Origin of the sequence: Phenylobacterium sp. J367 (genome assembly GCF_024699985.1) — a bacterium.
Taxonomy (GTDB): Bacteria; Pseudomonadota; Alphaproteobacteria; order Caulobacterales; family Caulobacteraceae; genus Phenylobacterium.
This window is the reverse complement of the sequence record NZ_JAJONA010000001.1, coordinates 859,355-885,227: the sequence shown is the minus strand read 5'-3', so window position 1 is coordinate 885,227 and position 25,873 is coordinate 859,355. Positions and strand designations below refer to the sequence as shown.

The following is a 25,873-nucleotide window of genomic DNA, read 5'->3' as shown; positions in this document are numbered from 1 at the left end:
GATGGCCTGGACCCGTGACCAGATGGCGGCCCGCGCGGCGGGCGAGCTGCGCGACGGCTTCTACGTGAACCTCGGCATCGGCATCCCGACCCTGGTGGCCAACTACATCCCGGCCGGCATGTCAGTGACGCTACAGTCGGAGAACGGCATGCTGGGCATGGGCCCGTTCCCCTATGAGGGCGAGGCCGACCCCGACCTGATCAACGCCGGCAAGCAGACGATCACGGCGCTTCCGAGCTCGTCCTACTTCAGCTCGGCCGACAGCTTCGCGATGATCCGCGGCGGCCACATCGACCTTTCCATCCTCGGCGCCATGCAGGTGGCCGCCAACGGCGACCTCGCCAACTGGATGGTGCCCGGCAAGATGGTGAAGGGCATGGGCGGGGCCATGGACCTGGTGGCCGGCGTCAAGCGCGTGGTCGTGGTCATGGAGCACGTGGAGAAGTCCGGTGCGCCCAAGCTCGTGAACGCCTGCTCCCTGCCGCTCACCGGCAAGGGTGTGGTGGACCTGGTGGTCACCGACCTCGGCGTGTTCGACGTCGCCCGCGGGAAGTCGCCTCTGACCCTGCTGGAGCTGGCGCCCGGCGTCACCCTGGACGAGATCCGCGCCAAGACCGAAGCCCCCTTCGAGGTCGCCGCCCAGGCGGCCTGAGCCGCGACAAGTCGCGGCGGGCGGCATCGCGGGGGTTCAGCGGCGGACGCCGTTGTGCGAAAAGGGGCCATGGAAACGACGGCCCGCGAAGTCATCACCGAGGATTATCGGCGTCAGCAGCAGGAGCTGCACAAGAACCCGAACTACGGCGTGGCCTCGCTGATGTTCGCGCCGGTCATCGCCAAGGCGATCCGCCAGCTCGGCGTCACCTCCGTCTCCGACTACGGCGCGGGCAAGCAGAACCTGCTGCGCGGCCTGACGGAACAGGGCATCCAGATCGACTACCGTCCTTACGACCCGGCTTTCCCCGAGTATGGCCCGGCCCGGTCGGCCGACATGGTCTGCTGCATCGACGTGCTGGAGCATATCGAGCCGGATTGCCTGGACGCCGTGCTGGACGAGCTGCGCGACCTGACCGCCCGCTACGGCGTGTTCACGGTGCACACCGGTCCGGCGAAGAAGGTGCTGAGCGACGGCCGCAACGCCCACCTGATCCAGAAGCCGTCGTCCTGGTGGCTGCCCAAGCTCTGCGAGCGGTTCGAGGTCGAGGGGCTGCACAAGGTGCCCAACGGCTTCCTGGTGGTAGTGGCCCCGCGCAAGCCCTCCTGACGGCCACGCTCGCAACGGGCGCGCCCGGCGCCTACCTATCCTCGTGACCTGAACCCTCACGAGTGACACTCTTCGTCCCATGAAGATCCGCCTCTTCGCGGCGATCGCCGCCTCCGCCCTGGCGCTGGGCTCCGCCGCGCCGGCCCAGTCCGGCCTGAAGACCGCCGTGTTCGCCGGCGGCTGCTTCTGGTCGGTGGAGAAGTTCTTCGAGGCCGCGCCGGGCGTGGTCGCCGCCGTCTCGGGCTATTCGGGCGGCGCCCTGCGCAACCCCACCTACGAGAACCACCAGGGCCACCTGGAGGCCGTGAAGGTCACCTACGACCCGGCCAAGGTGAGCTACGGCCAGCTGGTCGACTACTTCTTCCACAATATCGACCCGACCGACCCCAACGGGCAGATCTGCGACAAGGGCCCGTCCTACCGGACCGCGGTGTTCGTCACCAATGCCCAGGAGCGGCAGGCCGCCGAGGCCGTGGTGGCGAAGGTCCAGAAGGAGCTGCCGACCGCCAGAATCGCGACCCAGATCCGCCCCGCCGCCACCTTCTGGAACGCCGAGGCCTACCACCAGGACTTCGCGAAGAAGAACCCGCGGCGCTACGACGCCTACCGGATCGGCTGTGGCCGCGACCGGGCGCTTAAGGTCATCTGGGGTGGCCGGTAGCCGGGTCGCGCGGCCGGGGCGCAAAGTCCTCGCCCACGAACATCTCGATCCTGCGCTTGCGCTTGCGGTCCAGGCCGATGCTCGCGATCTCCTCGCCGTAGACGCGGCGGAAGTCGCCGGCCATCTCGTCGCGCCAGTTGCCCTCCAGCGCCACGGCCAGCACGCGGCGGCCCTCAGCGGGCGTTAGCGGGGCGCTGGTCTCGGCCTGGTTCTGGGGGGTGTCGGCGAGCAGCCAGGCCCTGAGCGGCGGGGCGTTCGGGTCGGCGAACCAGTCGCGGCCATAATAGCGCATGGCGTAGTAGAGGAAGCGGCTGTTGACCGCGATGGCGGTGAGGCCCGCCGGCTCCTCGACCGCCGCGCGCGTCAGGATCGCCTCGGTGGTCTGCGACCATCCCTTGGCCCGCTTGAAGCTGTTCGCCGCCCCCCATACGCTCCGCGAAGGCGGGCGAGATCGTGAACGCCAGGAACAGGGCCGCGATCGTCGCCTGCAGCACGATGGCCGCCATCAGCCAGCGCCGCGCCCGCCAGTGCACGAGCCAGGCGGCCACGAGCACCGCGCCCGGCAGGTAGGCGGCGCCCGACCAGTTGGCGTTGGCCCGGCTGACGAACGACTGGCCGATGACGATCAAGAGCGGCGGCAGGACGAAGCAGAGGAGCAGGAGGTCCTCCGCCGCCAGGGTCCGCCGGCGGATGGCGACGACAAGGCCCACGATCAGGGCGGCGAACGGGATCGGCCCGAAGACGCCGAACTGGGTCAGCAGGAATTCGCCGAGCTCGGGAAAATTGAACAGCTGTCGGCCGCCCCAGGCGGCGTTGGCGGCCGTGTGCTGAACCGTGGCGAAGCCGTGCTGGGCGTTCCAGATCACATTCGGCGCCAGCACCGCCGCGAAGGCCCCGAGCGCCAGGAGGATGCGGTTCGGTGACCAGGCCCGGCGGGCGTCCTCGGACAGCACGAGGTGCAGGGCGATGCCGATCAATCCGTAGACCGCCGCGTACTTCGAGAGGAACGCCAGGCCCAGGCTCGCGCCGACGCCCGCGGCGAGGTGGCCGCGCCGGCCCTCCGCGGTCTGCAGCGTCGCATAGAGTAGAATTGTCAGCCCAAGGAAGAATAGCAGGGGTGCGTCCGTGGCGATCACCGCCGCGGAGAGCTGGATGGCCGGCGCCAGCGCGTAGAGGGCGGTCGCCGCGAGCGCCACCCGGGCGTCGTAGAGCCGCCGACCGATGGCGAAGACCAGCAGGGCGGCGCCGGCCTGGAACAGCGGCGCGCCCAGCCGGACCCAGGCCTCGGCGTCGCCGCCGAACGCCGTGGTCGCCCAGATGGTCCAGGCGATCATCGGGGGCTTGGAATAGTACCCGAAGTCGAGGGTCCGGGACCAAAGCCAGTATTGGGCTTCGTCCGGATAGAGCTCCAGGGGCGTTGTGAAGAGCGCCACCAGACGCGCGACGGTCAGCCCGGCCACCAGGAGGATGGCGGCGCGCCATTCCCGGTCCTGACCGATGCCTGTCAATCTCTCGCCCATCGGCACCTTCGCACGTCCTCCGGACGCCCCCATTCGGGCGCCTTGTATAGCGCCGGCGCCACGTTTCGGCGCGGATTCATGCGGCGCAGCGTCGCCGTAACAAAACCGTCACCCACAAAGCGAATTTCCGCGCTATAGCGGGCGAAAGGAAGACCGGTGACGTCGTCTGGGGAGACGATGGGGAAGGTCGGGATTGAGGGGATTTCGATGATTTCGATGAAGCGGCTCGCTTGCGGGGCCTCCTTTGGCGTGCTCGTCGCCGCCATGGGCACGGCCGTCTACGCCCAGGAAACCACGGGCACGATCCGTGGTCAGGCGATCGGCGCGGACGGCAATCCCGTCGCCAACGCCTCGGTCGCGGTGACCCACGTGCCGACAGGCACGGTCGTGAACACCGCCACCGGCGCTGACGGTTACTTCACCGCGCGCGGCCTGCGCGTCGGCGGCCCGTACACCGTGGCGGTGACCGCCAATGGCGAAACCGAGACGACCCGCGTCGCGTCCGTCGGCGTCGGCACGCCGGTCAACGTCGATGTGGCCTTCGCCGGCGCCGTCGAGGAAGTGGTCGTCACCGCGACGGCCATGAACCGCGAGGAGAACGGCGGCCCGACCTCGAACTTCCAACTCTCCGACATCGAAGACCTGCCGTCGATGAAGCGCGACCTGAAGGACCTGGCGCGCCTCAATCCGTTCATCACCCTCGACCCGTCCAACCTGGACGCGGTGGTCGCGGGCGGCGTGTCGAACCGCTACAACTCGCTGACCGTCGACGGCGTGAAGCAGAACGACGACTTCGGCCTGAACAACAACGGCTATCCGACCCAGCGGAGCCCGATCTCCACCGACGCCGTCCAGGCGATGAGCGTGAACCTCGCGCCCTACTCGGTGCTCTACAACGACTTCCAGGGCGCCAACATCAACGTGGTGACCAAGTCGGGCAGCAACGAGTTCCACGGTTCGGCCTTCTACGAGTACTCCGACCAGGACCTGATCGGCGACAAGGCCGAGGGCCAGACCTTCACCAACGTCTTCGAAGAGAAGTCGTACGGCGCGACCCTTGGCGGGCCGATCATCCGTGACCGCCTGTTCTTCTTCGGCTCCTACGAGAAGTTCGAGGCCGAGCGCGGCTCGATCGCCGGTCCGGTGGGCTCCGGCAAGCCGATCATCACGGGCAACGGCAGCACCTTCGTGACGCCGGCCCAGATCACGGCCATCGAGAACACCCTGGCCAGCGTGTACGGCTATACGCTCGACCAGGAGAACTCGATCCTCGACAACCTCTCGCTCCCGGAAGAGGACGAGAAGTGGCTGGGCAAGCTCGACTGGAACATCACTGACGCGCACCGCCTGGCGGTCACCTACCAGAAGACCAACGGCACCCGCCTGATCGAAGGCAACCGCTCGTCCTCGACCCAGCTGGCGCTCTACTCCAACTACTACATCAAGGGTGACGACCTCGAGGTCTACACCGCCCAGCTGAACTCGGACTGGTCGGAGAACCTGCGGTCGGAACTCGTCGCCACCAAGAAGAAGGTGGTCACGCTGCAACAGCCGGTCGGCGGCGAGAGCGGCAACGGCGAAGGCGCGGGCGACGAAGAGGCCGAGATCGGCCAGTTCTCGATCGCCGGCAACCCGGCGGCGCTCAACACCAACACGCGGATCCTCGCGGGTCCCGACGTGTCGCGTCACGCCAACGAGCTCGAGAACGAAGTCACCAACTATCGCGGCCGGGTCTTCTATGACCTGGGCGACCACCAGTTCTCGTTCGGCGTCGAGAAGGAAAACCTGAAGGTCTACAACCTCTTCGGTCAGCGGACCGAAGCCGAGTTCACCTTCTTCAGCCTTGCCAACCTGCAGAACCGCCTGCCGGACCAGGTCCAGTACCAGAACGCCATCGTCGATGCGAACGGCGACGGCCAGCGTAACGAGCAGGACCTCGCGGCCCAGTTCGACTACGACACCTGGAACATCTACGCCCAGGATACCCTGCGGATCACGCCGGAACTCTCGGTCACCGCCGGCTTCCGCTACACCCGCCTGGTCCAGGACGACCGTCCGCTCGCCAACAGCTTCTTCCAGCAGCGCTACGGCTTCTCGAACAGCGAGAACCTCGACGGCCGCGACGTGATGATGCCGCGGGTCAGCTTCGAGTACACCCCGCAGTACGAGCCGGAGTGGGGCAGCTTCGCCGCCCGCCGCCTGCGCCTGACCGGCGGCTTCGGCCTGTTCTCGGGCGGTTCGGCCACGGTGTGGGTGTCGAACAGCTTCTCGAACACCGGCGTGCTCGGCGCGACCATCTTCTGCGCCCGCAACCAGACCAACACCAACTGCGGCCGGGCCCTGGGCACCGACGACAACGCGGTGCTGAACTCCCTGGTCACGGCGGCGGACTACCGCAACCTGCCGGCGGCCTTCGAGAACCTGCTGAACCCGGCGCTGCCGACGATCGAGACCATCCGTCGCGCGGCCAGCGCCAACGGCATCGACCCGGCCTTCCAGCCGGTGCAGACCTGGAAGAGCAGCCTCAGCTTCTCGGCTGACCTGGCCTTCCCCTACATCGGTGAGAACTACAACTTCACCATCGACTTCCTCCGCGGCGACGTGAAGGAAGCGATCCTCTGGAAGGACTACCGCGCCGGCCTGACGCCGGTCGGGACCGCGCCGGACGGCCGTCCGGTCTACCGCAATGCGACCCAGCGCGGCGCGTTCATCGCCGGCTCGGGCAACGACACCGGCAACGACCTCGTCCTGACCAACACCGACGAGGGCTTCCAGCAGGCTTGGGCCTTCAGCATGTCGAAGGCCTGGGAGAACGGCATCGACGCCAGCCTGAGCTACACGCTGACGGACGCGAAGGACGTGAACCCGGGCACCAGCTCGGTGGCCTTCTCGAACTGGGGCAACCTGGCGACGGCCGACATCAACGATCCGGGCCTGGCGACCTCGAACTACGAGATCAAGCACCAGTTCAAGGGCCGCTTCTCGTTCCGCCGCGCGTTCTTCGGCGACAACGAGACCAACGTCTCGCTGTTCTTCCAGCACCGCTCGGGCAACCCGTACAGCTTCGTCTACAACCTCTCGAGCACCAACGCCCTCGCGCTCTTCGGCGACGGCGCCTCGAACCGGCAGCTGTTCTACGTCCCGCAGGTCGACTCGGCCGGCAACGTGACCCTGACCAGCGACCCGATCGTCACCTACGCGTCGGGCTTCGACATCAACCGCTTCAACGAGTACCTGAAGGGCGTCGGCCTGACGAAGTACGCCGGGCGCATCTCGCCCCGGAACGGCTTCCGCAGCGACGACGTGACCACCTTCGACCTGCGCATCAGCCAGGAGCTCCCGGCCTTCTTCCCGGGCGGCGCCAAGATCCAGGCCTACATGGACCTGGTGAACATCGGCAACATGCTCAACGACGAGTGGGGCACGGTCCGCCAGGTGGACTTCTTCTATGCGGCGCCGATCGTCGGCGTGGCGTCGGCCCCTGGCAACCGGTACCAGTACCAGAACTTCACCCCGGCGGTGAAAACGCTGTCCAACTCGGACGCGCCCAACCGCTCGCTGTGGCAGGTCAAGTTCGGCCTGAAGTACTCGTTCTAAGCCTCAGGGCCTGAACGGAATGCGGGGCGGCTGCAGCGATGCAGCCGCCCTTCTTCTTTGGCGCGATGTCGCAGCGCTTGACGTGGGGGTCCCCGGGGGCCATCTGCGCCCGGCTTCGACCCGAGACCCGCATGAGCTTCACCGTACCTGCCGAATGGGCGCCCCACCGGGCCATGTGGCTGGGCTTCCCCCAGTCATGCGGACCTCTGGGAGTCCGACCTCGAGGCCGCCCAGGCCGAGGTGGCGGTGCTGGCCCGCGCGCTCGCGGGACCCGGCGGTGAGACCGTGCGGCTGATGACCGGCCATCCCGACGGCGAGGCGGCCGCCCGCCGCCTGCTGGGCGACGTGGCCAACATCGAGATCGTGCCCGGCCGGTTCGGCGACATCTGGCTGCGCGACACCGGGCCGATCTTCGCCGCGGACGGCCGCGCGCTGGGCTTCCGGTTCAACGGCTGGGGCGGCAAGTACGACCTCCCGCATGACGACACCGTCGCCGCCCAGATCGCGGAAGCCTCGGACGCCGAGCTCGTCCCGCACGACTTCATCCTCGAGGGCGGCGCCGTGGACCACGACGGCGAGGGGACCGTCCTGACCACCGGCCAGTGCGTGCTGAACGCCAACCGCAACCCCGGCTGGGACGACGCCAAGGCGGAAGCCGCCTTCGCCCGGGCGCTGGGTGCGAAGAAGGTGATCTGGCTGGGCGACGGCCTGCAGAACGACCACACCGACGGCCACGTGGACAACCTGGCCCGCTTTGTCGCACCGGGTCGTCGCCGTGCCGGTGGCCTGGGGCAAGGGCGACCCGAACGCCGACGCCTACGACGACGCGGCGCGCCGGCTGGCGCACGCCACCGACGCCGCGGGCCGCAGGATCAAGGTCGTGCGCATCCCCTCGCCGGGGTTCGTCGAGGGCGACGAGGGCCAGGCGATCCCGGCCAGCCACATGAACTTCCTGATCGCCAACAAGGCGGTGATCGTGCCGATCTACGAGGCGCGCCCCGGAGAAATGGCCGTCCAGGCGCTGGAGACCCTCTTCCCCGACCGCCAGGTGATCGGCTTGCCGTCCATCGCCATCCTGACCGGCGGCGGATCCTTCCACTGCATCACCCAGCAGGAGCCCGCCCGATGACGCGCACCCTGAACGTGGCCGCCATCCAGACGTCCTATGGCGACGACCTGCAGGCCAACATCCGCAAGACCGCCGACTTCATCCGCCAGGCGGCCGACAAGGGCGCGCAGGTCATCCTGCCGTCCGAGCTGTTCCAGGGGCCCTACTTCTGCGTCGCCCAGGAGGAGCGCTGGTTCGCGACCGCCCATCCGTGGCGGGAGCACCCCTGCGTCACCGAGCTCGCGCCGCTGGCCAAGGAACTGGGCGTCGTCCTGCCGATCTCGATCTTCGAGCGCGAGGGGCCGCACTATTTCAACAGCCTCGTGATGGTCGACGCCGACGGCTCGCCCATGGGCGTCTACCGCAAGAGCCACATCCCCGACGGCCCCGGCTACATGGAGAAGTACTACTTCCGGCCGGGCGACACGGGCTTCAAGGTCTGGGACACGAAGTTCGGCCGCCTCGGCGTCGGCATCTGCTGGGACCAGTGGTACCCGGAGTGCGCGCGGGCCATGGCGCTGATGGGCGCCGAGGTGCTGTTCTACCCCACCGCCATCGGCTCGGAGCCCCACGATTCGACGCTGGACACCGCCGCCCCGTGGCGCCGCGCCATGCAGGGCCACGCGGTCTCCAACGTGATCCCGGTGGTCGGCGCCAACCGCATCGGCTTCGAGCCGTGGGAGGGCTATCCCAACGGGGGTCAGGAATTCTATGGCTCCAGCTTCATCGCCGACCACAGGGGCGACCTGGTGGCCGCCTTCGGCCGTGACGACGAGGGCGTGCTGGCGGCGACCTTCGACCTGGACTTCCTGCAGACCCACCGCGCCGCCTGGGGCTTTCTTCCGCGACCGGCGGACCGACCTCTACGGCGCGCTGGCGGGCGCGCGGCCGGCGTGATCGAGACCGGCCGGCTGATCCTGCGCCCCTGGCGGGACGCCGACCGCGACGCCTTCGCCGAGGTCAACGCGCACCCCGACGTCGGGCGCTGGCTGGCCGGCGTGCTGGACCGCGCCCAGAGCGACGCCATGGTCGACCGGCTGCAGCGCCATCAGGCCGAGCACGGCTTCTGCTTCTTCGCCGCCGAACGGAAGGCGGATGGCCGGCTGATCGGCGCGATTGGCGCCCAGCGGTTCGCCGACGACCTGCCCGAGCCCGGGGAGATCGAGCTCGGCTGGCGGCTGCATCCGGAGGTCCAGGGCCAGGGCCTGGCCACCGAGGGCGCCCAGGCGGTTCGGGACTGGGTGTTCGCGACCCAGGACGCGGGTCAGGTGCTGGCCATCACGGCGGAGACCAACCTGACGTCCCAGGCGGTCATGCGGAAGATCGGCATGGTCCGCGACCCGGACGCCGACTTCGACCATCCGAGGCTGGCGGCGGACCATCCGCTCCGCCGCCACGTCCTCTTCCGGATCAGGCGCTGGGGCAGTTCGCGGCGGCGGGCGCCGCGGCGATCTCCTTGCGGGCCTTGGCCATGTCGGCGTTGAACGCCGGCTCGGCGTGCAGGCGCGCCACCATGCCCGAGGCCAGGGTCCGGCCGGCCTCGATGTCGCTCATGAAGTGCACGCCGCAGATCGCCCGGCTCTCGCCCATCTCGCGGCCGGCCACCAGCAGGGGGTCGGCCCGCTCCGGCGCCAGTTCCGTCAGCAGCAGCGCCCAGGTCCAGCCGACCATGGCGTGGCCGGAGGGATAGGAGGCGTTGGTCTTCATCCAGTCCTGGCGCGCGATGCAGATCGGCTTGTCGTTGCCGATCAGCGGCCGGTCGCGGTTGTAGTGGTTCTTCGGCACGTTGCCGATGTCGCGGACGTCGAGTTCGATCCGGTGGAGGATTCGCCACGCGGTCGGTGTGCCCGCCTCGGAGAGCTGCTTGCCGAGCGCGCAGGAGAAGCGGTTGAGCGCGCCGCCCTGCCAGATCTCGTTGTCCTCGATCGCCCGCTTCCAGCGGTCCGAGCCCTCCAGCTTGCGGGTCTCGTCGTAGTAGGCGCGCTCGGCGCGGCCCTGCGCCGAGTCCGGGCTCACCGGGCCGGGCAGGATCCTCCGGCCGTCCAGGGCGTCCTTGGGCAGGTAGCCGGTGAGCTTGGTGGGCACCGGCCCGGCCAGCGACGCATCCACCGCGGGCTTGGGCGGCGGCGGGACGTCGGTGGCGCAGGCGGTGACGGCGGCCAGGGCCGCGGCGAGGGCGAGGGTGCGGATCAACGGATCACCTGAGGCTAGGCGCGGAGAACAGTCTTGCCGTTCTTGATGACGGTGGCGTCGCGGTCCTTAACCCGCGCTTCGAAGGAAATCACCGCCCCGTCGCGCCAGAGGTCGACGGTGATGGTGTCGCCCGGGAAGACTGGGGCCGAGAACCGCGCCTGGTGGCTGAGGATCTGGTTCGGGTCGTAGTCGGTGATCGCCTGCAGCACGGCGCGGCAGGTGATGCCGTAGGTGCACAGCCCATGCAGGATCGGCCGCGGGAAGCCGGCCCGCTTGGCCACCTCCGGATCGGAGTGCAGCGGGTTGCGGTCGCCGTTCAGGCGGTAGAGCAGGGCCTGGTCCTCCCGGGTGTCGATGTCGACGGAGAGGTCCGGCTTGCGGGTCGGGACCTGATGCGGCTCGGGCGCGCCCTCGGTCGGGCCGCCGAAGCCGCCGTCGCCGCGCGCGAATGTGGAGCCGGTGAGCGTGGCCACCTTCTCGCCGGCTTCGTCACGCCACACCGTCTCGTTGACGATGACCGCGCCCTTGTCCTTGCCCTTGTCGTAGGCGCCGACCGTGCGGCTCTCGGCGGTGAAGGTCCCCGACACCGGCAGCGGCTGGTGAAGCTCCACCTTCTGCTCCCCGTGCACGACCATCAGGAAGTTGATCTCGCTGACCCGGCGGCCCTCCGGCACCTGCGGCGGCGTGCGGCCCTGCCTGGGGCCCGCGGCGGCCAGCACGGTGGCGGCCGTGGGGACGACCTTCAGGTTCTTCTCATAGGTGAAATCGAGCTCGCGGGCGTCGAGCGGATCGCGGCCCATGCCGATCCCCAGGGCGTAGAGCATCACGTCCTTGTCGCCGTAGGAGAAGGTCCTGGGCGCGGTCTTCTGCTCGAGAATGTCAGGGTAATAGATCGGCATCTGAAATATCCTCCCACCTTCGAATTTATGGGATGGATTGAAGCCTTGCCGGCCCGGCTTCGCAAGCCGCGTGAGGCGGCCGCATTTGCGGGTGTAGCGGCGATACGCTAGAAGCGGCGACCTTGCGCGCGGGCGCCCGCGCGGCTCCGGATTTCGAAGGCTTACATGACCACGACGACCCAGCCCGGCCTCGGCCAGATCACCGGCAACGTGCTGTTCTATTCGCAGCCCGAGCCCCTCACGCCCGAGCTGCACGGCAAGCTGGGCGTGAAGCGCATGGACGGGCCCTTCAAGTTCGCGAAGGTCGGCCACGCCATCCCGCTGACCGTCGGCGAGTTCCCGCTGGCCGCGGTGACCGGCCCGATCATCTTCGTCGGCGACGAAAAGCTGCCGATCGCCGTCATGGGCCTGAACGCCGGCGAGAACATGTTCCTGAAGGACACCGGCACCTTCGAGGCCGGCGTCTACATCCCGGCCTACATCCGCCGCTATCCGTTCGTGTTCGCCAACGACTCCACGAACAACCAGATGGTGCTCTGCGTCGATCGCGCCGCCGAATTCATCGTGGAAGGCGGCGACATGCCGTTCTTCGAGAACGGCCAGCCGAGCCAGTACACGAAGAACTGCATCGAGTTCTGCAACAACTTCGAGATCGAGCGCCAGCGCACCCTGTCGTTCGTCCAGATCCTGAAGGACCTGGACCTGTTCGAGCAGAAGACCGCCAACTTCACGCCGACCAATCCCGACGGCACGGCGGGCGAGCAGCAGAAGATCGCCGACTACTTCGGCGTTTCGGAAGAGAAGCTGAACCAGCTCCCGGCCGAGAAGATCATGGAGCTGCGCGACAACGGCGCGCTGGGCCAGATCTACGCCCACCTGCTGTCGCTGGTCGGCTGGGACCGCCTGATCGCGCTGGCCCTGACCCGCCAGCAGCAGCAACCGGAAGCGGCCAACGCCTGATTTCCTTCTCCCCTTGCGGGAGAAGGTGGCCCCGTCAGGGGCCGGATGAGGGGTCTCTCGGCATCGCCGCGGGACCCCCTCTTCGCTTCTGCAAAGTCGGCGCGACCCCTCATCCGTCGCCGACGGCGACACCTTCTCCCGCAAGGGTAGAAGGGCGTTATCGCGCGAAGACGCTGCGGGTCAGGCAGGAGAAGACCAGACGGCCGGCCTCGTCGAGCAGGTCGTGCTGGCAGATGACGATCCCCTTGCCCTCGCCGACGGGATCCTTGGCCATCACTGTCATGCGGCCGCGCAGCAGCTCGCCGGCGGGCGGGTTTCGCACCCAGCGCAGCGCGTCGACGCCCAGCCGCTTGGTCTGCGGCCAGTCGGTGTGGGCGATGGCGTCGAGCCGGGCCCAGATCGCGAAGACCATCGAGTCCGGCGCCCCGCGGTCGACCGTCCAGCCGGGGGTGAAGGCCCCCACGAAGGCTTCGAGGGCCTGGCTGTCGATGGCGGCCGCGCCCAGCGGCACGACCTGACCGATCTCGATGTCGTCGAAGGATGCGGGCACGGACGCTCAAACTCCCGATTTGACGGAACAGGATTCCCCGTTGGTGTGCCGCTCGCCGAGGCGCCTGTCGAGCCCGCTTTGCGTCGGCGGGGAACCCGCGCCATATAGCCGCCTGAATGCGCGGGACGGGTGAGCGGATGAAGCGTTTCCTGGCGGGGCTCCTTGGTGTGCTGGCGATGGCCGGCGCGGCGGCCGCGCAGCCCGTGAACACCGGCCATCTGGAGACCGAGCTGGTCGCCGAGGCGCAGGGGCATCGCGCCCGGCCAGACGATCCATGCCGCGCTGCGCCAGAAGATCCAGGACCACTGGCACACCTACTGGAGGAACCCCGGCAGCTCCGGCGAGGCGACCAAGATCGAGTGGGACCCGGCGCCCGCCGGCTGGGGTGTCGGCGAGTTCGTCTGGCCGACGCCGAAGCGCCTGCCGGTCGGGCCGCTGGTCAACTACGGCTACGAGGGCGAGGTGCTCCTGCCGTTCACCGTGACGGCGCCGGCCAACGCCCGGCCCGGCGAGACCGTGACGCTGTCCGGCACGGCCTATTTCCTGGTCTGCGAGGAGATCTGCATCCCCGAGAAGGGCGAGGTGAGGCTCGCGCTGCCGGTGACCGCCCAGCCCGCCGCGCCTGATGGCAGGTGGGGCCCGGCGATCGGCAAGGCGCTGGCCGCCGCGCCGAAGCCCGCGGGGCTCTCCGCGGCGTTCGAGAAGCGCGACCCGAAGCTGTCGCTCGCCATCGCCGGCCCGGCGCTGAAAGGCGCGGACTTCGCCGACGCCTACTTCTTCCCCTTCGATGCGGGCGTGCTCGACCATGCGGCGCCCCAGGGCATCGAGCGCGGACCCGAAGGCCTGACGCTGACCATTGCGCCGGGCGACGAGTTCCAGGTCTCTCCGGGACCCCAGGCGCTGGACGGCGTGCTGGCGCTGGCCGACGGCCGCGCCTTCGAGGTCTCGGCCGCCGTGGGTCCAGCGCCCGCCGGAACCAGCGGGCTCGGTCCGCCGCCGGTGAAGGCCGCGCCGCCGGCCGGCGCGGTGGGCCTCGGCCTGCCGGTGGCGATCCTCTTCGCCTTCCTGGGCGGTCTGATCCTCAACCTGATGCCCTGCGTCTTCCCGATCCTGGCGATGAAGGCCGCCTCGCTGGCGCGCCACGCCCACGAAGCGCCGGCCGCACGCTGGCAGGGCCTGGCCTTCGGCGCCGGCGTGGTGGCGAGCTTCCTGGTGCTGGCCGCCGCCCTCATCGCGCTCCAGGCGGCGGGTTCTGCGGTGGGCTGGGGCTTCCAGCTCCAGTCGCCCCAGGTGGTCGCGGGCCTCGCGCTCCTCATGCTCGCCGTGGCGCTGAACCTCTCGGGCGTCTTCGAGGTGGGGACGTCGCTGCAGGGCGCCGGCACGGGCCTGGCGTCGCGCGGCGGACTGGGCGGCGCCTTCTTCACCGGCGTGCTGGCCGTGGTGGTGGCCGCCCCCCTGCACGGCCCCTTCATGGCCCCCGCGCTCGGCTGGGCGCTGATCCAGCCGCCGGTCGCGGCGCTGGCGGTCTTCCTGGCGCTAGGCGTGGGCTTCGCCCTGCCGTTCGTGGTGGTGGCCTTCGCGCCGGCCCTGCTCGCCCGCCTGCCGAAGCCCGGCCCTTGGATGGACGCGTTCAAGAAGATGCTCGCCTTCCCGATGTACGGGGCGGCCGCCTGGCTGGTGTGGGTGCTCGCCCAGCAGGTCGACGCCGCCGGCCTCGCCCGCATCCTGGCGGCGGCCGTGGTCTTCGCCGCCGCCCTGTGGGCCGCCGGCCTCTGGCAGCGGAGCCGGGCGGCGGCGCGGACCTCCCCCTCGCCGGTGGCGCCGCCGCGGCGCTCCTGATCCTGGCGGCGGCCATCGGGCTCTGGGGAGGCTACGCGCCGCCCCCGGCCTCCGGCGCGCCCGTCGACGGCGCGGACGCGGCCGTGCCCTACGAGGCCTGGAGCCCCGAGCGGGTCGCCGCCCTGCAGGCCGAGGGTCGGCCGGTGATGGTCAACTTCACCGCCGCCTGGTGCGTGAGTTGCCAGGTCAACGACAAGGTCGCGATTTCCCGCCAGGGCGTGGCGGACGCCATGGCGGCCAACAACGTCGCCTACCTGAAGGCCGACTGGACGCGGAAGGACGAGGTCATCGCCGCCGAGCTCGCCCGGCACGGCCGGGCCGGCGTTCCGCTCTATCTCGTGTATGGCGCGAAGGGCGGCGAGCCGGATATCCTGCCCAACATCCTGACCGAGGGGACGGTGATCAAGGCTCTCGAGACCGCCGCCCGCCGCTGACGAAACCGGGAGACCTGCCGATGCCGATCCGCCGTCGTACCGCGCTTGCCATCACCTTCGGCGGCCTGGCCGCCCTGGCGCTGCCCGCCGCGGCCGCGCCCCAACTCGGCCAGCCGGCCCCCGCCTTCCAGGCCGCCGACGCCGACGGCAAGGTCCGGTCGCTGGCCGAGTTCAGGGGGCAAGACGGTGGTGCTGGAGTGGACCAACGAGGGTTGTCCCTATGTCCGCAAGCACTACGACGCCGGCGCCATGCAGCGCCTCCAGCGGCAGGCGACCGCCGACGGCGTGGTCTGGCTCACGGTCGTCTCATCGGCCCCCGAGATGCAGGGCTACCTGAACGGCCCGCAGGCCCGGCAGTGGAAGGCGAAGGAGAAGGCGGCCTCCAGCGCCGTCCTGCTCGATCCCACCGGCAAGGTCGGCCGCGCCTATGACGCCCGGACCACTCCGCACATGTTCGTCGTCAATCCGGCCGGGACGCTCGTCTACATGGGCGGCATCGACGACAAGGCGTCGGCCGAGCCGTCGAGCCTGAAGGGCGCGACGAACTACGTCGCCGCGGCGCTCGCCGACGTGAAGGCCGGCCGTCCGGTGGCCAGGGCCGTGACCCGACCGTACGGCTGCGGGGTTAAGTACGCGTCGGCCGACTGACGGCCGGCGAATTCCGAAGAGAGGTCAGCTTGTCCGACGTCGACGCCGCCTGGGCGGCCCTCCACGCCGCTGCGGAGCGCGCCCGCGTGCGCCGGATCGCGAGCCTGTTCGACCGGGAGCCGGACCGGCTGGCGAAGCTGACGGTCGACGCCGCGGGCCTGACGCTGGACCTCTCCAAGCAGCCCTGGTCGCTCGGCGACCTGGCCGAGGCGCTGGACCTCGCCCGCGCCAGCGGTCTGGAGGCCGCCCGCGAACGCCTGTTCGCCGGCGAGACGATGAACGCCTCGGAGAACCGCGCCGTCCTGCACATGGCGCTGCGCGCGCCCGAAGGGGCGGGCTTCAAGGCCCAGGGCCAGCCGGTCTCCGCCGAGGTGGACGAGGTGCTCGGCCGCATGCGGACCTTCGCCGAGGCCGTGCGCTCCGGCGCGCGGCGTGGCGCCACGGGCCAGCCGTTCCGGGCGATCCTGCACATCGGCATCGGCGGCTCCGACTTTGGGCCGCGGCTGGTCTGGGAAGCGCTACGGCCCCTCGACCCGCAGATCGAGCTTCGGTTCGCCGCCAACGTCGACCCGGCGGAGATCCAGCAGGCGCTCGTCGGTCTCGATCCCGCAGAGACCCTCGTGGTCGTGGTCTCCAAGACCTTCACCACCCAGGAGACGATGACCAACGCCGAGACGGCGCGGACTTGGCTGCGCGACGCGCTCGGTCCGCAGGGTGACAGCCACCTCGTCGCGGTCTCCACGGCGCTCGACCTGACCCGCGCCTTCGGGGTCGCCGACGACCAGGTGTTCGGCTTCTGGGACTGGGTCGGCGGCCGCTATTCGGTCTGGTCGGCGGTGGGGCTCTCCTGCCTGATCGCGCTGGGCCCTCAGGCGTTCGACGCCTTCCGGGCCGGCGGCGCGGCGATGGACGCGCATTTCCGTGAGACGCCGCTGGAGTCGAATGCGCCGGTGCTGCTGGCGCTGGCCCACGTCTTCAACCGCAACGGCCTCGGCCGCGCGGTCCGCTCGGTCGTGCCCTACGCCCAGCGCCTGCGGCTGCTGCCGAACTTCCTCCAGCAGCTGGAGATGGAATCCAACGGCAAGCGGGTGACCTTCGACGGGAAGCCCGTGAAGCACGCCACGGCGGTGGCGGTGTTCGGCGACGCCGGCTCCAACGTCCAGCACGCCTTCTTTCAGATGCTGCACCAGGGGACCGACGTGATCCCGCTGGACATCGTCGCGGTGGCGCAGGGCTCGGAGGGCGATCCGGCCGCCCAGAAGAAGCTGCTGGCCAACGCCATCGCCCAGGCCGAGGCCCTGATGGTCGGCCGCACGGAAGAGGACGTCCGCGCCGAACTGTTCGCCAAGGGCGTCCCGGCCGCGGAGATCGAGACGCTGGCCCCGCAGCGCACCTTCCCGGGCGACCGGCCGTCGAGCTTCATCCTGATGGACCGGCTGTCGCCCGGGACCTTGGGCGCCCTCGTCGCGCTCTACGAGCACAAGACCTTCGTCGAGGGCGTGCTCTGGGGCATCAACAGCTTCGACCAGTGGGGCGTCGAGCTCGGCAAGACTCTGGCCAGCCGCGTGCTGGGCGAGCTGACGGGCGGGCAGTCGGGGGCGCACGACCCCTCGACGGCTGCGCTCATTGCGCGGCTTCGCGGCTAATCCAAATGCCGCTCACCCCGGCGAAAGCCGGGGTCCAATCGGCATCCGGTCGCCTGGAGCCGCAGTCCATTCGGAGAGGCAGCTTGGATCCCGGCTTTCGCCGGGATGAGCGGTGTTATTTTGCTTCCGGCGTGAATTCCACCGGCATGGACCGGATCGCATAGACGAAGTTGTTCGGCGCCACGTCCTTCGGGCCGGCCTGGCGGATGTCCGGGAAGCGGGCCAGGAGCTGGCGATAGACCGCCTCGAGCTGCAGCTTGGCGACCTGCTTGCCGATGCAGGTGTGCGGGCCGTACCCGAAAGCGATGTGCTTGTCGGCGTTGGGCCGCTCGATGTCGAAGCGGTCGGGATCGGGGAACATCGCCTCGTCCCGGTTGGCCGAGCAGTAGTACATGATCACCTTTTCGCCCTCGGCGATCCGCTGGCCGGCGACCTCAACGTCCTTGGTGGCCGTACGGCGCATGTAGAGCACCGGACTCACCATGCGGATGATCTCGTTGACGGCGCCCGGCATCAGGCCGGGGTTGGCGAGAAGCTTGGCCTTCTGGTCCGGGAACGTCGTCAGCAGTTCCATCGCCCCGGAGATGGTGTTCCGCGTGGTGTCGTTGCCGGCGAAGACGATCAGCAGCCAGGAGCCGTCGAGGTACTCGTCGGCCAGGAATTCCCCGTCCACCTGGGCCCGGGCGATGGCGCTCAGCAGGTCGGGCTGGGGGTCCAGCCGGCGCTTGTGCAGGATGGTCCGGCCGTACTCGAACATCTCCTGGACCGCGGCGGTGAAGGCGTCGAGGAACATCTTGGCCTCGGGCGGCAGCTCGGCCGCCAGCGCCTCCCACGTTGCCGCCCGCCTGCGCCGCGCGTTCGGCGGCGAAGGAGTTGGCCATCTCCAGGAAGTGCATCCAGTGCAGGAACTTCGGCCGGTCCTCCTGCGGCACGCCGAGGATCTCGCAAAGGGTGAAGAGCGGCAGCTGCGCCGAGAGCATCGGCACCAGGTCGCACTTGCCGAGCGGCGCCATGGCGTCGAGCAGGCGGGTGACCTCCGCCTCCACCTTGCCCTGCAGCCCGCGCAGGTAGGCGGGGTGAAATAGGGCATGTGTTCGCGGCGGAGCTGCATGTGCAGCGGGGCGTCCAGCGTGATCATGGCGTCCAGCGACGCCCGGGCGAGCTGCATCTCCGATTTCTGGTGATGCATCAGGATGCCGCCCTTCTGGGAGGAGAAGGTCTCGTAGTCGCTGTTCACCCGCATGACGTCCTCGTAGCGGGTGACCGACCAGAAGCCCGGCCGGTCGTTCGGCTCGGCGTTCCAGGCGACGGGGCCTCGCGGCGCAGGCGGGCGAGGTCGTCGAGCGGCGGACCGTGGGTGAAGCGCTCGGGATTCCACAGCTCGGCGGCGCTCGGCGGGTAGATCGCCGGATACTTGTGGCCCGTCCGATAGGTGGTCTCGATGGTGTCGCTGACGAGCTGCATGGCGTCCTCCCGGAGCTTTCCGCGAGCGTAACGCGCGTTACGCGACGAAATCCAAGAGCGCGTTACGCGGATGACAGAGGCCGCCGGCTCCGCTATAGGCCCGCCCCGATGACCCGCGTCGCGCACCATCACGGCCACCACCACCATCCGACCCGCGAGGGCTCGGTCCGGGATCGTCTGGCCTGACGCGACCGCACCTGCAGCCCCGCCGAACCGGACGGGGCCAGGGCATTTGCTTGCAGCTCCGTCCTCTCCGAGACCTGAGGACCCGAGTATGCGCCTTCCTTCCTTGAGCCCGCTGCCCCGAGAGGCTAAGCGCGCGCCATGACCGATCCCGTCCGCCCCGAGGCGCGCGCCCCGCGCGGCTTCGTCGACCGCCGCGCCCGCGACCTCGCCGCCGAGCGCGCCATCCTGGACGCGGTGTCCGCCATCTATGAGCGCTACGGCTTCGAGCGGCTTGAGACCGGTGCGTTCGAATATGCCGATGCGCTCGGCAAGTTCCTCCCCCGACGCCGACCGCCCCAACGAGGGCGTCTTCGCCCTGCAGGACGACGACGAGCAGTGGATGGCGCTGCGCTACGACCTCACCGCGCCGCTCGCCCGGTTCGCCGCCCAGAACTGGGAGACCCTGCCCAAGCCCTTCCGCCGCTATGCCTTCGGGACCGTGTGGCGGAACGAGAAGCCGGGGCCGGGCCGCTTCCGCGAGTTCACCCAGTGCGACGCCGACACCGTGGGCTCCGCGCGGCCCGAGGCCGACGCCGAGATCATCGCCATGGCGGCCCAGGGCCTGGAGGCCGCCGGCCTGCCGTCCGGCTCGGCGATCCTGAAGATCAACAACCGCAAGCTCCTGAACGGGCTGATGACCGCGGCCGGCGTCACCGACGAGGGCCAGAAGCTCGGCGTGCTGCGTGCGGTCGACAAGCTCGACAGGCTCGGCCCTGACGGGGTGCGGCTGCTGCTGGGCGAAGGCCGCAAGGACGAGTCCGGCGCCTTCACCAAGGGCGCGGGCCTGAACGCGGCCGCCGCCGAGCGGGTCCTGGCCTTCACCGCCGCCGGCGTCGGCGGGCGGCGCGAGACCCTCGACGCGCTCGCCAATGTCGTCGGCGGCTCGGAAGAAGGCGACGCGGGCCTGGCCGAGCTCGCCGCCATCGACGCGGCGCTCACCGGCCTGGGCGTCGGCCCCGACCGGGCGCTGATCGACCCCTCGGTGGTGCGCGGGCTGGAGTACTACACGGGTCCCGTCTTCGAGGCCGAGCTGCTGCTCTCCACCCTGGACGAGAAGGGCCAGCCGATGCGCTTCGGCTCGGTAGGCGGCGGCGGCCGCTACGACGACCTGGTGGCCCGCTTCACCGGCGAGCGGACGCCCGCCACCGGCTTCTCCTTCGGCGTCTCGCGGCTGGCGGCGGCGCTCCGGGCGGCGAACCGCGACCTCACGGCCCAGGTCCGCGGCCCGGTGGTGGTCATCGTCTTCGACCAGGCCCTGATGGCCGACTATTTCGCGGTCGCCGGCGAGCTGCGCGCTGCGGGCATCCCGGCGGAGGTCTACCTCGGCCAGTCCGGCATGAAGGCGCAGATGAAGTACGCCGACCGGCGCCTCTCGCCCGCCGCCGTGATCGTCGGCGAGGACGAGCTGAAGGCCGGGACCGTCACCATCAAGGACCTCGACCTCGGCCGCGAACTGTCCCGCAAGGTCACCGACAACGCCGAATGGCGCGAGCAGCGGCCGGGCCAGCAGACCGTGGCGCGGTCCGAACTGGTGGCTACGGTCCGCAAGATCCTGGACGCCGGCTCATGAGGACCGAGCCGCCCGTTCCGGCGGATGCGCTGGCCGCGATCCGCGCGCCTCTGGCTGGGGCGGGGGCGAGCGCCGCCGATGCGCCGCTGCTGCAGCCGCTCGGCCTGATGCTCGACCTGGCCGGCGAGGCCATGCGGGCCAGGCTCTTCGTGGTCCAGTCGGAGGGCGGAACCGAAGCCTGCCTGCGCCCGGACTTCACCGTCGCCATCGCGCGCCGGCACATCGAGGCTGGCAATGGCGAAGGGCGCTACTTCTACGAGGGGCCGGCCTTCCGCGCCTCGCCGGACGCCGACCGGGCGGAGGAGTTCCTGCAGGTGGGCCTGGAGCTGTTCGCCAAGGGCGGCTCCGACACCCTGACTCCCGACGTCGAGGCGACCAGCCTGGCCTGGCGCGCGGCGGAGGCCGGCGGCCGCAAAGGACCTGACGCTGTGGCTCGGCGACGTGGCGCTGTTCGCCGCCTTCATCGAGAGCCTGGGTTTGCCGGCCGGCGTCGCCGCGCGGCTGAAGCGGGTGGCGGGCCGTCCGCGGCTGCTGCAGGCCGAGCTGGCGCGCACCGGCGCGTCCGAACCGACGGAGGGTTCGCAGCTCGCCGGAATGCTGGCCGGGCTCACCGAGGCCCAGGCCGCGACCCTGCTGCAGGAGGTCTGGGCCCTGGCCGGCGTCGAGCCCGTCGGCGGCCGCGGCCCCGCCGAGATCGCCGCCCGCCTCGTCCGCAAGGCCGAGGCCGCCTCGGCCCCGGCGCTCACCGAGGGCCAGGCCGCCGCGATCCGCGAGTTCATGGCCATCTCCGACGCGCCCGCGGCCGGCCTCGCCAAGGTGCGGGCGCTGGCCGGCGACACGGCGCCCGCCCTCGCCGCCGCGCTCGCCGGCTGGGACGCGCGGCTGAAGGCGCTGGCGGCGCCGGCGGAACGCCTCCGCTTCGCCCCGGCCCTCGGCCACGCCTTCGAATACTACGACGGCCTCACCTTCGAGGTGCGCAGCGACGCGCTCGGCGCCGACCGGCCGGTGGCCGTGGGCGGCCGCTACGACACGCTGCTCGCCCGGCTGGGCGGGGCGGCCGACGCCCGCGCCGTGGGCTGCATGGTCCGGCCCTGGCGGGCCTGGGCGGGAGGCGAGGCATGAGCGATCCCCTGATCTTCGCCATCCCGTCGAAGGGCCGGCTCAAGGAGCAGGTCGAGGCCTGGCTGGCCGATTGCGGCGTGCCGCTGCAGGTGAGCGGCGGCGCGCGCGGCTACCTCGCCGAGCTGAAGGGCGTGCCGGGCTGTCAGGTTCGGCTGCTGTCGGCCGGCGACATCGCCGACGCCCTTTCCGCGGGCGAGGTCCACCTGGGCGTCACCGGCGAGGACCTGCTGCGCGAGCAGGGCGAGCTGGACGGCCGGATCCTGCTGCTGCGCGCGCTGGGCTTCGGCCGGGCCGACCTGGTGGTGGCCGCGCCGAAGAGCTGGCTCGACGTGGACACCATGGCCGACCTCGAGGAGGTGGCCCACGACTACTTGGCTCGCACCGGCCGGCGGATGCGGGTCGCCACCAAGTACCTGGCCCAAACGCGGGCGTTCTTCGCCCGGCACGGCGTCGCCGACTACCGGATCGTCGAATCGGGCGGGCGCCACCGAGGGCGCGCCGGCCTCGGGCGCAGCCGAACTCGTGGTCGACATCACCACCACGGGCGCAACGTTGCAGGCCAACGGACTGAAGACCCTGGCCGACGGGGTGATCCTCAGGAGCCAGGCCCAACTGGCGGCGAGCCTGCGCGCCGGCTGGACGAGGACCCAGCTTTCGGCGGCCGAGCGTCTGCTCCGCGTCGCGGAAGCCCGGGCCAGCGCGCTCCGCAGCGCCACCCTTATCTGGCCATCGTCGGGGACCAGGCCGAGGCCGCCGTCGTGGATGCGCTGGTGGCGGCGGGGGCGTCGCGTCGGCCCAACGGTCTGCTGGTCGCAGCCTCCCAGATCGCCAGTGCGGCGACAGCGCTGACCGCGGCCGGAATGGGACCGGTAACAGCCTCGCGGCCGGATTTCGTCCACGAAGTGGACTGTCCGGCGTATAACGAACTGGCAAAACAAGTTCTTTGACGGTTCTGTCAAAAGACGCCGTAAATTTTGGGATTCCTCGCGAAATTCTGATCAACCCTTGCCCGGAACGGCGTTTCGGCCCGTTGACTCGGGCAGGAAATTGCCGTTTTGTCATCTGGCGAGAGACATGAAGGCATCAGTCCTGAGGTCTCCGGCGTTTCGGGAGGAAACGCCCGCTCATTCGAGCGACTGCTCAAAGATGGCCCGCCAGGATTATCCCCCTGGCGGGCCAATTCTTTTGCGCGCACCCGCCCGTTTGACAGATGTGTCAAAAATATCCGGCGACGCCTACGGACCGCGCGACCGCTCCGCCATCAGTGGTGGCTGTGGTCTCGCGCGGGCGCGCCCTGGCCCGAGCCCACCGCCAGCTCAGTCTTGATCTTTGCGCCGCTGGCGAAGGTGAGGGTCAGCGGGACCTTGTCGCCGGGGTTGAGCGCGCGGGTAAGGCCCATCAGCATCAGGTGGTAGCCGCCAGGCGCGAACAGCACCTCGCCGCCGGCCGGCGCCGGCACGCGGTCGAGCTTGCTCATCCGCATCACGCCGCCGGTCATGCTGGATCGGTGGATCTCGACCTTGCGGGCGACCGGGCTTTCGGCGGCCACCAGGGCGTCGGCCACGCGGCCCGAATTCTTCAGCGCGAAGAAGCCGGCGCCCGTGGTCCCCGCCGCGGCGGGGCGGCTCCAGGCCTGGGTGACGGTCAGTCCGGCCTGGGCGAGCGCCGGCGTGGAGAGGGTCGTGGCGATCACGACGGCGGCGGCGATCAGGGGGTTTCATGGCGCGATCCTCAATGATGCTGGCGGCCGGCGCTTGGCGGCTGGGCGGCTGGGACAAGGGCCTGGATCAGGAGCGCGAACAGGCCGATGAGCGCGGCGACGGGACGTCCCGCGGCGGGCCTTCGCATTGACCGGGCGGACGCCATGGCGGGGGTTAATACGGTGTGGAGCGGATTTCTCAAGCCGCCCGCCGTGCGCCATAGTCGCCTCGTCGCACGAAGGAGGGGGAATGGAAGGCCACGTCGAGCCGGGCGCCTATAAGGACGTTGTGCTGTTCCTGGCGACCGCCGGCATTGTCGTGCCGCTGTTCCGCCGCTGGAAGATCAGCCCGATCCTCGGGTTCCTGGGCGCCGGCGTGCTGCTGGGCCCCGGCGTGCTCGGCCGGCTCGCCCAGGACGTGGGTTGGCTGTCGGTCGTCACCATCGACAATGCCGACGAGGTCGCCCAGCTCGCCGAGTTCGGGGTCGTCTTCCTGCTGTTCATGATCGGGCTGGAGCTCTCCTGGGAGCGCCTGCGCCGTATGCGGAAGTATGTGTTCGGCCTCGGCGCCCTGCAGGTGGCGCTGTGCCTTTCGGCGATCGCCGGCGTCGCCGTGCTGTTCGGCGCCCCGCCTGAGGCCGCGCTGGCGATCGGCGCGGCGCTCTCGCTGTCGTCCACCGCCATCGTCATGCCGATCCTGACCGAGAGCAAACGGCAGCACGCGGTCGCGGGCCGGACCACCTTCTCCGTGCTGCTGTTCCAGGACCTGGCGGTGGCGCCGATCCTGGTGACGCTGGCCCTCTTCGGGCGCACCAGCACGGCGGGCGGCCCGGCCCAGCTGTTCATCTCCTTCGCCACCGCCGCGCTTGGCGTCGTGATCCTGCTGGTCATCGGCCGGCTGCTGCTCAGGCCGATGCTCCGTTCGGTGGCCAAGGCGCGCAGCGAGGAACTGTTCATGGCCGCCTGCCTGCTCGTCGTGATCGGCGCCGGCCTGGTCAGCGCGCTCACCGGTCTCTCCATGGCGCTGGGCGCCTTCATCGCCGGCCTGCTGCTGGCCGAGACCGAGTACCGCCACGAGGTCGAGGTGGTGATCGAGCCCTTCAAGGGCCTGCTGCTCGGCCTGTTCTTCCTGTCTGTGGGGATCAGCCTGAACGTGCCCCTCCTGCTCTCTTCGCCGCTGCCGATCCTGGCCGGCGCCGCGGGGCTGATCCTGGTCAATGGCGCGGTGGTGTTCGGGCTCGCGCGGCTGTTCGGCCTGCAGGCCCGCCGCGCCGCGGAGACCGCCCTGCTGCTCGCCGCCGGCGGCGAGTTCGCCTTCGTCATCCTCGGCCAGGCGATGCAGCAGGACCTCGTGCCGCGCACTCTCGGCGAGGCGGTGCTGGTCTCGGTGACGCTGTCGATGTTCGCCGTGCCGTTCCTGGCGGCGGCCGGCCTGAAGATCGGCGGGCGGCAGCTCACGCCGGCCGAGCAGCCGGCCGAGCCCGCCGAGACCGAAGGGGAGCGCCCGGTGGAACGCCGTGTGCTGATCGCCGGCTATGGCCGGGTCGGACGGCTCGTCGGCGAGATGCTGGGCAACCACGAGATCGCCTGGGTGGCCGCCGAATCGGACCCGAAGATCGTCGAGCAGGCCCGGCGCGCGGGCGACTTCATCTTCTACGGCGACGCGGGACGGCCGGAGTTCCTACAGCGCTGCGGCCTGGCCGAGGCCCTGGCCCTCGTCGTCACCATGGACAACCCGGAAGGCGCCGAGGCCATTGTCGCCACCGCCCGCGCGCTCCGCCCGGACCTGACCATCGTCGTCCGCGCCCGTGACGCCCGCCACGCCAAGCGTCTCTATGAACTGGGGGCCACCGACGCGGTGCCCGAGACGGTTGAGGCGAGCCTGCAGCTCTCCGAGGCCCTGCTCGTGGAGATCGGCGTGCCCATGGGGCTGGTCATCGCCTCGATCCACGAACGCCGGGACGCCTATCGAAGGGAGCTGAACCGCCCCGACTCGCTCGGCGGCAGGACCCGCGCCCGGCGGCGGGCGGAGGACGCCTGATCGGCGCCGGAAAAGCGGCGAAAAGAAAACCGAGCTTGGCCGTGCACGGTGTTTGGAACCAAGCACAGCCGTGGACGTTGTGGGGCAGCGTGGAAGGGGTTCGCGCGACGTTGGGACCGGGGGATGCGAGCAGGCTTATCCGTACGCCAAGCATTCGGAACGCGCGCGACCGTGCGCCCGGCAAGCTGCGTCATTCGGACAACTTTACAAGATAATCCAAGGACTTCGCGTCGGGCCGTTCTGCGGCGCGCCGAAGATGCGCAAGACGGCGCGAGGTCCAGAGGCAAGGTTTCGACCGTCGGGAGCTCGCCAGGCGACCCGCAGGTCGATCTACAGGGGGCCTCAGGTCTCCACCCGACGTTGATTGCGGAGGGTATCGTCGTATAGCGTCCTGGCTTAGGTTCGTGCGGCTGGGGAAATTGCGGTCTGAGTGTGG

At 70.2% G+C, this 25,873-nt stretch carries 22 protein-coding genes and 5 pseudogenes; 19 read left to right on the top strand and 8 right to left on the bottom strand.

The window, feature by feature from the left end:
* The first annotated feature begins 1 nt into the window (after position 1).
* The 3 genes from LRS04_RS04840 to msrA all read left to right on the top strand — a co-directional run bounded on the left by LRS04_RS04840 (position 2) and on the right by msrA (position 1,922).
* Positions 2 to 652 (top strand): 3-oxoacid CoA-transferase subunit B, encoded by a 651-nt coding sequence (locus LRS04_RS04840; RefSeq protein WP_257815398.1) that lies wholly within the window; start codon positions 2 to 4, stop codon positions 650 to 652.
* Positions 653 to 721: 69 nt separating this feature from the next.
* A complete protein-coding gene (locus LRS04_RS04835) occupies positions 722 to 1,261 on the top strand; it encodes a class I SAM-dependent methyltransferase (RefSeq protein WP_257815397.1) in 540 nt (179 codons plus the stop codon).
* Positions 1,262 to 1,340: 79 nt separating this feature from the next.
* A complete protein-coding gene (msrA, locus tag LRS04_RS04830) occupies positions 1,341 to 1,922 on the top strand; it encodes a peptide-methionine (S)-S-oxide reductase MsrA (protein WP_257815396.1) in 582 nt (193 codons plus the stop codon).
* On the opposite strand, the gene LRS04_RS04825 is transcribed toward msrA, so the two are convergent.
* A complete protein-coding gene (locus tag LRS04_RS04825) occupies positions 1,903 to 2,085 on the bottom strand; it encodes a hypothetical protein (protein WP_257815395.1) in 183 nt (60 codons plus the stop codon). The genes msrA and LRS04_RS04825 overlap by 20 nt on opposite strands.
* 10 nt (positions 2,086 to 2,095) lie before the next feature.
* Complete coding sequence (locus tag LRS04_RS04820) at positions 2,096 to 3,442, bottom strand: glycosyltransferase family 39 protein (protein ID WP_257815394.1); 1,347 nt, start codon at positions 3,440 to 3,442, stop codon at positions 2,096 to 2,098.
* Between the two features lie 216 nt (positions 3,443 to 3,658).
* Here LRS04_RS04820 and LRS04_RS04815 point away from each other — a divergent pair, with 216 nt between their 5' ends.
* The 4 genes and pseudogenes from LRS04_RS04815 to LRS04_RS04800 all read left to right on the top strand — a co-directional run bounded on the left by LRS04_RS04815 (position 3,659) and on the right by LRS04_RS04800 (position 9,631).
* Positions 3,659 to 7,039 carry a TonB-dependent receptor gene (locus LRS04_RS04815; RefSeq protein WP_257815393.1) on the top strand — a complete coding sequence of 1,127 codons (3,381 nt, stop codon included), beginning with the start codon at positions 3,659 to 3,661 and terminating at the stop codon, positions 7,037 to 7,039.
* Between the two features lie 131 nt (positions 7,040 to 7,170).
* A pseudogene (locus tag LRS04_RS04810) lies at positions 7,171 to 8,168 on the top strand (agmatine deiminase family protein).
* A pseudogene (aguB, locus tag LRS04_RS04805) lies at positions 8,165 to 9,044 on the top strand (N-carbamoylputrescine amidase). The pseudogenes LRS04_RS04810 and aguB overlap by 4 nt, the downstream one beginning before the upstream one ends.
* On the top strand, positions 9,041 to 9,631 hold the full coding sequence (locus tag LRS04_RS04800) for a GNAT family N-acetyltransferase (protein ID WP_257815392.1): 591 nt from the start codon (positions 9,041 to 9,043) through the stop codon (positions 9,629 to 9,631). Before aguB ends, LRS04_RS04800 begins: the two are co-directional and overlap by 4 nt.
* On the opposite strand, the gene LRS04_RS04795 is transcribed toward LRS04_RS04800, so the two are convergent.
* Positions 9,558 to 10,340: a phosphatase PAP2 family protein gene (locus LRS04_RS04795; RefSeq protein ID WP_257815390.1), complete on the bottom strand. Its 783-nt coding sequence runs from the start codon at positions 10,338 to 10,340 to the stop codon at positions 9,558 to 9,560. The two genes, LRS04_RS04800 and LRS04_RS04795, sit on opposite strands and share 74 nt — an antisense overlap.
* A gap of 14 nt (positions 10,341 to 10,354) precedes the next feature.
* Entirely contained in the window at positions 10,355 to 11,239 is an 885-nt protein-coding gene (locus tag LRS04_RS04790) for a MaoC/PaaZ C-terminal domain-containing protein (RefSeq protein WP_257815389.1), read from the bottom strand.
* 165 nt (positions 11,240 to 11,404) lie between these two features.
* Here LRS04_RS04790 and LRS04_RS04785 point away from each other — a divergent pair, with 165 nt between their 5' ends.
* Positions 11,405 to 12,199: a SapC family protein gene (locus tag LRS04_RS04785; RefSeq protein WP_257815388.1), complete on the top strand. Its 795-nt coding sequence runs from the start codon at positions 11,405 to 11,407 to the stop codon at positions 12,197 to 12,199.
* Positions 12,200 to 12,356: 157 nt separating this feature from the next.
* Here the strand turns inward: LRS04_RS04785 and LRS04_RS04780 are convergent, their stop codons facing one another.
* Positions 12,357 to 12,749, bottom strand: coding sequence for an acyl dehydratase (locus LRS04_RS04780; RefSeq protein WP_257815387.1), 393 nt, complete (start codon positions 12,747 to 12,749; stop codon positions 12,357 to 12,359).
* 216 nt (positions 12,750 to 12,965) lie between these two features.
* Here LRS04_RS04780 and LRS04_RS04775 point away from each other — a divergent pair, with 216 nt between their 5' ends.
* From LRS04_RS04775 to pgi, 4 genes are all read left to right on the top strand, one after another.
* A complete protein-coding gene (locus LRS04_RS04775) occupies positions 12,966 to 14,588 on the top strand; it encodes a protein-disulfide reductase DsbD domain-containing protein (protein WP_308238278.1) in 1,623 nt (540 codons plus the stop codon).
* An 83-nt stretch (positions 14,589 to 14,671) separates the two neighbouring features.
* Positions 14,672 to 15,022, top strand: a complete 351-nt coding sequence (locus LRS04_RS04770; protein ID WP_257815386.1) for a thioredoxin family protein — start codon at positions 14,672 to 14,674, stop codon at positions 15,020 to 15,022.
* 189 nt (positions 15,023 to 15,211) lie between these two features.
* Positions 15,212 to 15,670 carry a redoxin domain-containing protein gene (locus LRS04_RS04765; protein ID WP_257815385.1) on the top strand — a complete coding sequence of 153 codons (459 nt, stop codon included), beginning with the start codon at positions 15,212 to 15,214 and terminating at the stop codon, positions 15,668 to 15,670.
* A 29-nt stretch (positions 15,671 to 15,699) separates the two neighbouring features.
* A complete protein-coding gene (gene pgi / locus LRS04_RS04760) occupies positions 15,700 to 17,316 on the top strand; it encodes a glucose-6-phosphate isomerase (RefSeq protein WP_257815384.1) in 1,617 nt (538 codons plus the stop codon).
* Positions 17,317 to 17,431: 115 nt separating this feature from the next.
* On the opposite strand, the gene LRS04_RS04755 is transcribed toward pgi, so the two are convergent.
* Entirely contained in the window at positions 17,432 to 18,109 is a 678-nt protein-coding gene (locus LRS04_RS04755) for a cytochrome P450 (RefSeq protein WP_257815383.1), read from the bottom strand.
* A 1-nt stretch (position 18,110) separates the two neighbouring features.
* Between LRS04_RS04755 and LRS04_RS04750 the strand changes: the two genes are divergently transcribed.
* Positions 18,111 to 18,401: a hypothetical protein gene (locus tag LRS04_RS04750; protein ID WP_257815382.1), complete on the top strand. Its 291-nt coding sequence runs from the start codon at positions 18,111 to 18,113 to the stop codon at positions 18,399 to 18,401.
* 148 nt (positions 18,402 to 18,549) lie between these two features.
* On the opposite strand, the gene LRS04_RS04745 is transcribed toward LRS04_RS04750, so the two are convergent.
* Positions 18,550 to 18,780: a hypothetical protein gene (locus tag LRS04_RS04745; protein ID WP_257815381.1), complete on the bottom strand. Its 231-nt coding sequence runs from the start codon at positions 18,778 to 18,780 to the stop codon at positions 18,550 to 18,552.
* Positions 18,781 to 19,104: 324 nt separating this feature from the next.
* On the opposite strand from LRS04_RS04745, the pseudogene hisS reads away from it, so the two are divergent.
* The 4 genes and pseudogenes from hisS (at position 19,105) to hisG (ending at position 22,644) form a co-directional block, all read left to right on the top strand.
* Positions 19,105 to 20,575 (top strand): annotated as a pseudogene (gene hisS / locus LRS04_RS04740) (histidine--tRNA ligase).
* Positions 20,488 to 20,931 (top strand): annotated as a pseudogene (locus tag LRS04_RS26570) (ATP phosphoribosyltransferase regulatory subunit); the annotation flags it as partial. The pseudogenes hisS and LRS04_RS26570, both read left to right, overlap by 88 nt.
* 85 nt (positions 20,932 to 21,016) lie before the next feature.
* On the top strand, positions 21,017 to 21,697 hold the full coding sequence (locus LRS04_RS26565; protein WP_308238073.1) for an ATP phosphoribosyltransferase regulatory subunit: 681 nt from the start codon (positions 21,017 to 21,019) through the stop codon (positions 21,695 to 21,697).
* Positions 21,694 to 22,644, top strand: a pseudogene (gene hisG / locus LRS04_RS04730) (ATP phosphoribosyltransferase). The gene LRS04_RS26565 and the pseudogene hisG overlap by 4 nt, the downstream one beginning before the upstream one ends.
* Before the next feature lie 314 nt (positions 22,645 to 22,958).
* On the opposite strand, the gene LRS04_RS04725 reads toward hisG, so the two are convergent.
* Entirely contained in the window at positions 22,959 to 23,390 is a 432-nt protein-coding gene (locus LRS04_RS04725) for a copper chaperone PCu(A)C (RefSeq protein WP_257815380.1), read from the bottom strand.
* A gap of 26 nt (positions 23,391 to 23,416) precedes the next feature.
* Here LRS04_RS04725 and LRS04_RS04720 point away from each other — a divergent pair, with 26 nt between their 5' ends.
* Positions 23,417 to 23,548 carry a hypothetical protein gene (locus LRS04_RS04720; protein WP_257815379.1) on the top strand — a complete coding sequence of 44 codons (132 nt, stop codon included), beginning with the start codon at positions 23,417 to 23,419 and terminating at the stop codon, positions 23,546 to 23,548.
* A gap of 98 nt (positions 23,549 to 23,646) precedes the next feature.
* Positions 23,647 to 25,437 (top strand): cation:proton antiporter, encoded by a 1,791-nt coding sequence (locus LRS04_RS04715; protein ID WP_257815378.1) that lies wholly within the window; start codon positions 23,647 to 23,649, stop codon positions 25,435 to 25,437.
* Positions 25,438 to 25,873: the final 436 nt, after the last annotated feature.